The organism is Streptomyces spongiae (genome assembly GCF_009377185.1).
Classification (GTDB): Bacteria; Actinomycetota; Actinomycetes; order Streptomycetales; family Streptomycetaceae; genus Streptomyces; species Streptomyces spongiae.
In genome coordinates this window covers 1-8,828 of sequence record NZ_VJZC01000422.1, presented here as the reverse complement: position 1 = coordinate 8,828, position 8,828 = coordinate 1, and the positions used below count along the sequence as shown (strand labels likewise).

6 protein-coding genes are annotated in these 8,828 nt (G+C 70.8%); all 6 read right to left on the bottom strand.

The annotated features are described in order from the left end of the window. Window positions 1–104 precede the first annotated feature (104 nt). Window positions 105–2,147, bottom strand: coding sequence for a transcription termination factor Rho (gene rho / locus FNH08_RS36785; RefSeq protein ID WP_322726081.1), 2,043 nt, complete (start codon window positions 2,145–2,147; stop codon window positions 105–107). A 407-nt stretch (window positions 2,148–2,554) separates the two neighbouring features. Further along, window positions 2,555–3,484 carry a homoserine kinase gene (gene thrB, locus FNH08_RS36780; RefSeq protein WP_152775875.1) on the bottom strand — a complete coding sequence of 310 codons (930 nt, stop codon included), beginning with the start codon at window positions 3,482–3,484 and terminating at the stop codon, window positions 2,555–2,557. A gap of 378 nt (window positions 3,485–3,862) precedes the next feature. Then, window positions 3,863–4,921, bottom strand: coding sequence for a threonine synthase (gene thrC / locus FNH08_RS36775; RefSeq protein WP_152775874.1), 1,059 nt, complete (start codon window positions 4,919–4,921; stop codon window positions 3,863–3,865). 6 nt (window positions 4,922–4,927) lie between these two features. After that, window positions 4,928–6,220: a homoserine dehydrogenase gene (locus FNH08_RS36770; RefSeq protein WP_152775873.1), complete on the bottom strand. Its 1,293-nt coding sequence runs from the start codon at window positions 6,218–6,220 to the stop codon at window positions 4,928–4,930. 170 nt (window positions 6,221–6,390) lie between these two features. Continuing rightward, window positions 6,391–7,782 carry a diaminopimelate decarboxylase gene (gene lysA / locus FNH08_RS36765; RefSeq protein WP_152775872.1) on the bottom strand — a complete coding sequence of 464 codons (1,392 nt, stop codon included), beginning with the start codon at window positions 7,780–7,782 and terminating at the stop codon, window positions 6,391–6,393. 16 nt (window positions 7,783–7,798) lie between these two features. Beyond that, the gene (nrtL, locus tag FNH08_RS36760; protein ID WP_322726080.1) at window positions 7,799–8,812 is read right to left on the bottom strand and encodes an ArgS-related anticodon-binding protein NrtL; all 1,014 of its coding nucleotides are present in this window, start codon (window positions 8,810–8,812) and stop codon (window positions 7,799–7,801) included. Window positions 8,813–8,828: the final 16 nt, after the last annotated feature.

Here is an 8,828-nt window from a genome sequence, read left to right as displayed (position 1 = left end):
CCCCCGGAAAGGGGGGCGGCCACCGGCCTCTCAGGGGCGCGGGGAACTGCGCGACAAGCCACAACGCACCCGCACCCGACAACCAACCGCAAGCTCAACGGCGCCTAGTCACCGTTACCAGGCATAGGCGTCGTCTTCTGAATCTGAAGCAGGAACTCCGCATTCGACTTCGTCTGCTTCATCTTGTCGAGCAGCAGCTCGATCGCCTGCTGCTGGTCAAGCGCGTGCAGCACCCGCCGCAGCTTCCAGACGATCGCGAGCTCGTCGCTGCCGAGCAGGATCTCTTCCTTACGCGTACCGGACGCGTCGACGTCCACCGCCGGGAAGATGCGCTTGTCCGCGAGCTTCCGGTCGAGCTTGAGCTCGGCGTTACCCGTGCCCTTGAACTCCTCGAAGATCACCTCGTCCATGCGGGACCCGGTGTCCACCAGGGCGGTGGCGAGGATGGTCAACGAGCCACCGTCCTCGATGTTCCGCGCCGCACCGAAGAAGCGCTTCGGCGGGTACAGCGCGGTCGAGTCGACACCACCGGACAGGATGCGGCCGGAAGCCGGCGCGGCCAGGTTGTACGCACGGCCCAGACGGGTGATGGAGTCCAGCAGGACCACGACGTCGTGACCCAGCTCCACCAGCCGCTTCGCCCGCTCGATGGCGAGCTCGGCGACGGTGGTGTGGTCCTCGGCCGGACGGTCGAAGGTCGAGGAGATGACCTCGCCCTTGACCGACCGCTGCATGTCGGTGACCTCTTCCGGACGCTCGTCCACCAGGACGACCATCAGGTGGCACTCGGGGTTGTTGTGCGTGATGGCGTTGGCGATCGCCTGCATGATCATGGTCTTGCCGGTCTTCGGCGGGGCCACGATCAGACCGCGCTGGCCCTTACCGATGGGCGAGACGAGGTCGATGATGCGGGTGGTCAGCACACCGGGGTCCGTCTCCAGGCGGAGGCGGTCCTGCGGGTACAGCGGCGTCAGCTTGTTGAACTCCGGGCGGCCACGACCGTGTTCGGGCGCCATGCCGTTGACGGAGTCCAGGCGGACCAGCGCGTTGAACTTCTCGCGGCGCTCGCCTTCCTTGGGCTGACGGACCGCACCCGTGACGTGGTCGCCCTTGCGCAGGCCGTTCTTGCGGACCTGGGCGAGGGAGACGTACACGTCGTTCGGGCCGGGCAGGTAGCCCGAGGTGCGGATGAAGGCGTAGTTGTCGAGGATGTCCAGGATGCCCGCGACGGGGATCAGGACGTCGTCCTCGGCGAGCTGCGGCTCGGCGATGTCGTCGCGGCCACGGCGGCCACGGCGGTCGCGGTAGCGCCCGCGACGGCCCCGACGGCCACCCTCGAAGTCGTCGTCGTCCTGCTGCTGACGGTCCTGTCGGTCCTGTCGGTCCTGACGGCCGCCGCCACCCTGCTGGCCCTGCTGCTGGCCGCGCTGCTGCTGGCCACCCTGCTGGTCGTCGCCCTTGCCACGGCCACGGTCGCCGCGGTCCCGGCCGCGCTCGCGGCGGTCACGGCGGCCCTGGCGGCCCTCGCCGCCCTGGTCACCGGCGTCACCCTTGGCCTCGCCCTGCGGCTGGGACTGCCCCTGGGCCGGGGTCTCGGCCTTGGGCTCGCTCTTGGCCTCGGCGGCGACCGTCTCGGGGCTGCCGGCCTCGGCGGTGGCGCGACGGCGGCGGCGCTCGGTGGGCGCGTCCTCGCTCGCGGGCTGCGGCTGGCCGGGGATCTCGATCTGCTGCTGGGCCACGGCCTTCTCGGCGGGCGCCTCGGCCTTGGCGGCCTTCGTGGCCTTCTCGGCCTTCTTGTCGGCGGGAGCCTCGGCCTTCGCGGCGGGGGCGTCCTCACCCGTGCGGGCCTTCGAGGTGGCGCGGCGCTTCGGCTTGGTCTCCGCGGTGGCGTCGGCCTTCGCCGGGGCACCCCCGGACGCCTGCGCCTCCTTGATGACCTCGATCAGCTGGCTCTTGCGCATACGCGCGGTGCCCCTGATGCCGAGGCCGGATGCAACCTGCTGCAGTTCGGCCAGCACCATGCCCTCGAGGCCGGTACCGCGGCGCCGCCGCGAGCCGGCACCGCTGGCAGGCGCGGAGGCGTCCGTGGCGGGCGCGGCAGCGGTCTCCTCGACACGTGCGCCCATCAGATCGGTGGTGTCGCTCACGAAGGGTCCTTCCCTGGAGCGGACGTCGGCCTGTCTGGCTCGGCGACCGGTTTTGCTGTCCGGCTTCGGTCCTTGTGTGTGGACCGTGCCGGGGCGGTGGTCCGCCAAAGGCGGCGGAGGTGATTTCTGGTGATTCGACGCTTCCCCGAGCCGTGGCACTGAGTGTCGGTGTCACGCGGCTCGGTCACGCCGCTTCCGGAGCGTGCTCAACAGATCGCTCAGCGCCTGCGCACGACGTACTGCGTGACGTACGAGACACGGTGCGATTTGGGAGGCTCCCGGAAGAAAGGTTGTCCCGGACGGGGACACGAAGCACCTCGCCATGGTGGGGTCGGGTGCAGACTTGAGGTTAACACTACCGGATCCAACAAACATTCCCCCTCTCGAAATCCGGCAACCGCACGCTTTTAATCAACACCGGAAGCAGCGAGCGGCAGCACGCTCGCTCCCTGGGCGTCGAGTTCCAGCCGGTTGGCGGCCCAGCCAGGGCCGGCCAGGTGGGCCACCTTGTCGGCGCTGTCGCCGTCGGCCAGCGCGAGGACCGTGGGTCCGGCGCCGGAGATCACCGCGGGGACTCCATCGGCCCGCAGCCGCTCCACCAGGGCGGCGCTGTCCGGCATCGCCGGGGCGCGGTACTCCTGGTGCAGCCGGTCCTCGGTGGCGGGCAGCAGCAGCTCGGGACGCCTGGTCAGGGCCTCGACGAGCAGGGCCGCACGGCCCGCGTTGGTGGCGGCGTCGACGTGCGGGACGGTGCGCGGGAGCAGTCCCCGGGCCGTCTCCGTCAGTACCGGCTTCCCCGGTACGAAAACCACCGGAACGATGGAATCGGCGGGCTCCATCCTGATGGCCCGCGCGGCGCCGCCCTCCATCCAGGAGAGCGTGAAACCGCCCAGCAGACAGGCCGCGACGTTGTCGGGGTGGCCCTCGATCTCGGTGGCCAGTTCGAGCAGTGCGGTGTCGTCGAGCCGGGAGTCGCCGCCTATGGTCACGGCGCGCGCGGCGACGATTCCGGCGCAGATGGCGGCGGAGGAGGAGCCCATGCCGCGCCCGTGCGGGATGCGGTTGGCGCAGACGATTTCGAGGCCGCGGGGCTGCCCGCCGAGCAGGTCGAAGGCGGTACGCAGGGAGCGGACGAGGAGGTGACTCTCGTCACGCGGGAGCGTCTCGCTGCCCTCACCCGCGATGTCGATGTGCAGGCCGGAGTCGGCCACCCGGACGACCACGTCGTCGTAGAGACCCAGCGCCAGGCCGAGGGCGTCGAAGCCCGGGCCGAGGTTGGCGCTGGTGGCGGGGACGCGCACCCGGACGGCGGCGGCGCGGAACGCTGGACCGGCCATCGCTCGATGACTCTCCTTGAGCTGCGAGATTGTCGAATGACGTTCGATTGACATCCGATACGTACGGAAGACCCTTCAGGCCGCTGCCGACGGGATCCGGGGACCACTGTCGACGACGCAGCACCGCGGCATATGCGGCGGGCGGGTTCAGTACAGCCTATCGAAGGAAGGTTCTGTGGCGACATAGGGCGCACAGGAGGCGCACGATGCGTGTCGAAAGCCCCCCGTGCCCCCCGTGTCGGGTGCCGTGCGGGGTTATCCCCCAGCGGTCCCCTCCTTACGCCGGAACGCGGTGCCCGCGCCCCATAAGGGGCGCGGGGAACTGCGCGACAAGCCCCCACCGACCCGCAGACTCACTCCCGCACCCCAGTGGAACGCCTACGCAAGGCCGAGCCGCTCCGCCGCCGTAGCCGCGTCCACCGGGACGGTGACGGGCTGGGGGGCGCCGGCGACGGCCCAGTCGGGGTCCTTGAGGCCGTTGCCGGTGACCGTGCACACGATGGTCTGCCCGGGGTCGACCTTGCCCTGCTCGGCCGCCTTCAGCAGACCGGCCACGGACGCGGCGGAGGCGGGCTCGACGAAGACGCCCTCCTGCGCGGCCAACAGCCGGTAGGCGCGCAGGATCTCACGGTCCGTCACCTCGTCGATGAAGCCGCCCGACTCGTCCCTCGCGGCGAGCGCCAGCTGCCAGGACGCGGGGTTGCCGATGCGGATCGCGGTGGCGATGGTCGACGGGTCCTTGACGACCTCTCCGCGCACGATCGGGGCGGAGCCGCTGGCCTGGAAGCCCCACATGCGCGGGGTCCGCCCGGCGACGCCGTCGGCCGCGTACTCCTTGTAGCCCTTCCAATAGGCCGTGATGTTGCCCGCGTTGCCGACCGGCAGGACATGGATGTCGGGCGCGTTGCCCAGCATGTCCACGATCTCGAAGGCGGCCGTCTTCTGGCCCTCGATACGCACCGGGTTGACCGAATTGACCAGGGCCACCGGGTAGTTGTCGGACAGTTCGCGCGCGAGGGTGAGGCAGTCGTCGAAGTTGCCGTCGACCTGGAGGATCTTCGCGCCGTGCACCAGGGCCTGGCCCATCTTGCCGAGCGCGATCTTGCCCTGCGGCACGAGCACGGCGGACACCATCTGGGCCCGTACGGCGTACGCGGCGGCGGAGGCGGAGGTGTTGCCGGTCGACGCGCAGATGACGGCCTTCGCGCCCTCCTCCTTGGCCCGGGTGATGGCCATCGTCATCCCGCGGTCCTTGAAGGAACCGGTCGGGTTCGCGCCCTCCACCTTGAGGTGAACGTCACAGCCCGTGCGCTCGGAGAGCACCTGTGCGGGTACGAGGGGCGTACCGCCCTCGCGGAGCGTCACGACCTGCGTGGTGTCCGAGACCGGCAGCCTGTCCCGGTACTCCTCGATGATTCCGCGCCACTGGTGGGTCATTGCTCGTTACTCTCCTTCAACCCGCATGATGCTGGCGACACCCCGCACGGTGTCGAGCTTGCGAAGCGCCTCGACGGTCCCGCCCAGGGCGGCGTCGGACGCGCGGTGGGTGACGACGACGAGGGAGGCCTCGCCGTCCTTGCCCTGCTGGCGCACCGTATCGATAGACACACCGTGCTCAGCGAAAACGGTGGCGACCTGGGCGAGAACACCCGGTTTGTCGGCGACGTCGAGGCTGATGTGGTACCGCGTGACGACCTCTCCCATGCCCGAGACGGGCAGGGCCGCGTACGCCGACTCGCCGGGCCCGGTCGCGCCGTTCAGCCGGTTGCGGCAGACGGCGACCAGGTCACCCAGGACCGCGGAGGCCGTCGGGGCACCGCCCGCGCCCGGCCCGTAGAACATGAGCTGCCCGGAGGCGTCCGACTCGACGAACACGGCGTTGTACGCGCCGCGCACGGAGGCGAGCGGGTGGGCGAGCGGAATCATGGCGGGGTGCACGCGCGCGGTGACGGAGGCACCGTCCCCGGCCCGCTCACAGATGGCGAGCAGCTTGATGGTGCAGCCCATCTCCTTGGCGGAGGCGAAGTCGGCGGCGGTGACCTCGGTCATGCCCTCGCGGTAGACGTCGTCGAGCCGTACGCGCGTGTGGAAGGCGATCCCGGCGAGGATGGCGGCCTTGGCGGCGGCGTCGAACCCCTCGACGTCGGCGGTGGGGTCGGCTTCCGCGTACCCGAGCGCGGTGGCCTCGTCGAGGGCCTCCTGATAGCCGGCCCCGGTCGAGTCCATCTTGTCGAGGATGAAGTTCGTGGTTCCGTTGACGATGCCGAGCACCCGGTTGACCTTGTCGCCGGCGAGCGACTCGCGCAGCGGGCGGATCAGCGGGATGGCACCGGCGACGGCGGCCTCGTAGTAGAGGTCCGCGTCGTGGTCCTCGGCGGCGGCGTGCAGGGCGGCGCCGTCCTGGGCGAGCAGCGCCTTGTTGGCGGACACGACGGAGGCGCCGTACTCGAAGGCGGTGGTGATGAGGGAGCGCGCGGGCTCGATGCCGCCGATCACCTCGACGACGACGTCGATGTCCCCGCGTTTGACGAGCGCGGTGGCGTCGGTGGTGACGAGTTCGGCGGGAATGCCCTCGCGCACCCGGGAGGGCCGCCGTACCGCCACCCCGGCGAGCTCCACCGGGGCGCCGATCCTGGCGGCGAGGTCGTCGGCGTGCGTCGTCATGATGCGAGCCACCTCTGAGCCGACAACCCCACAGCCCAGCAGCGCCACCTTCAGCGGACGCGTACGCATCATCCGACCTCGTTTCCTCACATACCGAATACGGTGGGACCAGTCTCACTCACCGGACGGGAGTTTCTGCCCTCCGTCCGGATCGTGAGATATCTATTTCATCTTTTCGACGGGGGAAGACAGGAGATCTTCCACCGGGTTACCGGGTCTCTTGCCGAGTCCGCTGTGGGAGCTCAGCCGACGTCGAGACGCAGGAGGTCCTCCTCCGTCTCGCGGCGGACGATCACCCGGGCCTCGCCCTCGTGGACGGCGACGACGGGCGGGCGGAGCGCGTGGTTGTAGTTGCTGGCCATGGAACGGCAGTACGCACCCGTGGCCGGCACGGCGATGAGGTCACCCGGTGCCAGGTCGCCGGGCAGGAACGCGTCCTTCACCACGATGTCCCCGCTCTCACAGTGCTTGCCGACGACGCGGGCGAGCATCGGCTCGGCGTCGCTGGTGCGGGAGACCAGGGCGACGCTGTACTCGGCGTCGTAGAGCGCGGTCCGGATGTTGTCGGACATGCCGCCGTCGACGGAGACGTACGTACGGAGCCCGTCGAGCGGCTTGATGGTGCCGACCTCGTAGAGCGTGAAGGCGGTCGGCCCCACGATGGCGCGCCCGGGCTCGACGGAGATACGGGGGGTGCGCAGCCGCGCCCCCTCGCACTCACGGCCCACGATCTCGTTGAGCGCCTTGGCGATCTCGTGCGGCTCGCGGGGGTCGTCGTCGCTGGTGTACGCGATCCCGAGCCCACCGCCGAGGTCGATCTCGGGAAGCTCGACGCCGTGCTCGTCGCGGATGTCCTTCAGCAGCCCGACGACCCGGTGCGCGGCGACCTCGAACCCGGACGTGTCGAAGATCTGCGACCCGATGTGGCTGTGGATGCCGATGAGTTCGAGCCCGTCGAGCTGAAGGGCCCGCCGCACGGCCTCGGCGGCCTGCCCGCCCGCGAGCGGAATCCCGAACTTCTGGTCCTCGTGGGCGGTGGCGATGAACTCGTGTGTGTGCGCCTCCACTCCGACGGTGACGCGGATCTGCACCCGCTGCCGCTTTCCGAGCTCCTGGGCGATGTGCGCGACCCGCACGATCTCCTGGAAGGAGTCGAGCACGATCCGCCCGACGCCGGCCTCTATGGCCGTACGGATCTCGGCCGTGGACTTGTTGTTGCCGTGGAAGGCGATGCGGTCGGCGGGCATGCCGGCGGAGAGGGCGGTGGTGAGCTCGCCGCCGGAACAGACGTCCAGGTTGAGCCCTTCCTCGTGCAGCCAGCGCACGATCGCCCGGGACAGGAACGCCTTCCCGGCGTAGAAGACGTCGGCGTCGTGCCCGAAGGCGGTACGCCAGGCCCGGGCCCGGGCCCGGAAGTCGGCCTCGTCGACGAAGTAGGCGGGCGTGCCGAACTCCTCGGCCAGCGTCTTCACATCGATCCCGCCCACGGTGACGACACCGTCGGCGCCACGGCTGACGGTCTGTGCCCACACCTTGGGGTCGAGGGTGTTGAGGTCGGCGGGCGGTGCGGAGTAGTGGCCCTCGGGGAAGACGTCGGCGTGACGGGGCCCTGCGGGGTGTGCGGAACGGCTCATGTTCTTGGCTGGCTCTCTAGAGGTGTTCGGGTGCGTCGATGCCGAGCAGGGACAGGCCACCGGCCAGCACCGTCCCGGCGGCTTCGGCGAGGGCCAGCCGGGCACGGTGGGCGGCCGAGGGTTTCTGCTCGCCGCGGGGCAGCACCGTGTGCTGAAAGGCGAGCAGGGCGTCGGCGACGGTGACGAGGTGCCGGGCAAGGCGGTCGGGGGCGCGGTGCGTGGCGGCGTGGGAGAGGGCGTGGGGGTATTCGGCGAGGGCGGTGGTGAGAGAGGTGGCGTCCTCGCTCGGGGCGTCCGCCGGGAGGTGGTGGTCGGCATCTCGTACGTCACCGGGGGTGCTGGTGAAGCCGAGGGCGGCGGCGTTGCGGTGGAGGGCCCGGGCGCGGGTGTGGGCGTAACGGACCCTGAAGAGGGGGTTGCTCTCCCGCTGCACCAGAAGATCGGCGGTGACCCGGGGCCGGTCGTGGACGGCGGGATGGAGGAGGGCCCAGCGCGCGGCGTCGGGCCCGAGCGGCGCGGGGTCCTCCGGCGCCGGCACGGGCCGGAGGTTCACGGGCTCGGCGTGCTCGACCTCGACACGGCCGCCCTGACTGGCGATGATCCGCACGAGGGCGTCGGCGACGACTTCGGCGCGGATGTCGTACGGGATACGGAGCTCGACGACGTCGCCGCGGAGGTCGTCGCTGTGGCCGTACGCGCCCTCGTGGGCCCCCGCCTGGATGCTGCGCACAAGCGCCGCGGTGGCGGCCCCGCCGAGATGGATGTTGAGGAAGCCGGGACCGGTGATCTCGACGTCGGCGACGCCTTCCGTGCGGCTGATGTGGGGACGCAGGATCTCGGCGACCTGCCGGGGTGGCCGACCGGCGGGCCGGGCCAGCTGCAACGCGATGTTGGTCGCGTAGTCCCCCCGCCCCCCGGGCCCCGGCGGCGTCACCACGACCCGTACCGGCACCGCCACGCTCAGCTCCCCCTCGTCCACAGCACGACGCACCGCGCGCAGCACGGTACGGGAGAGCTCGACGGGGGTCACGGGACCAGCGTATGGG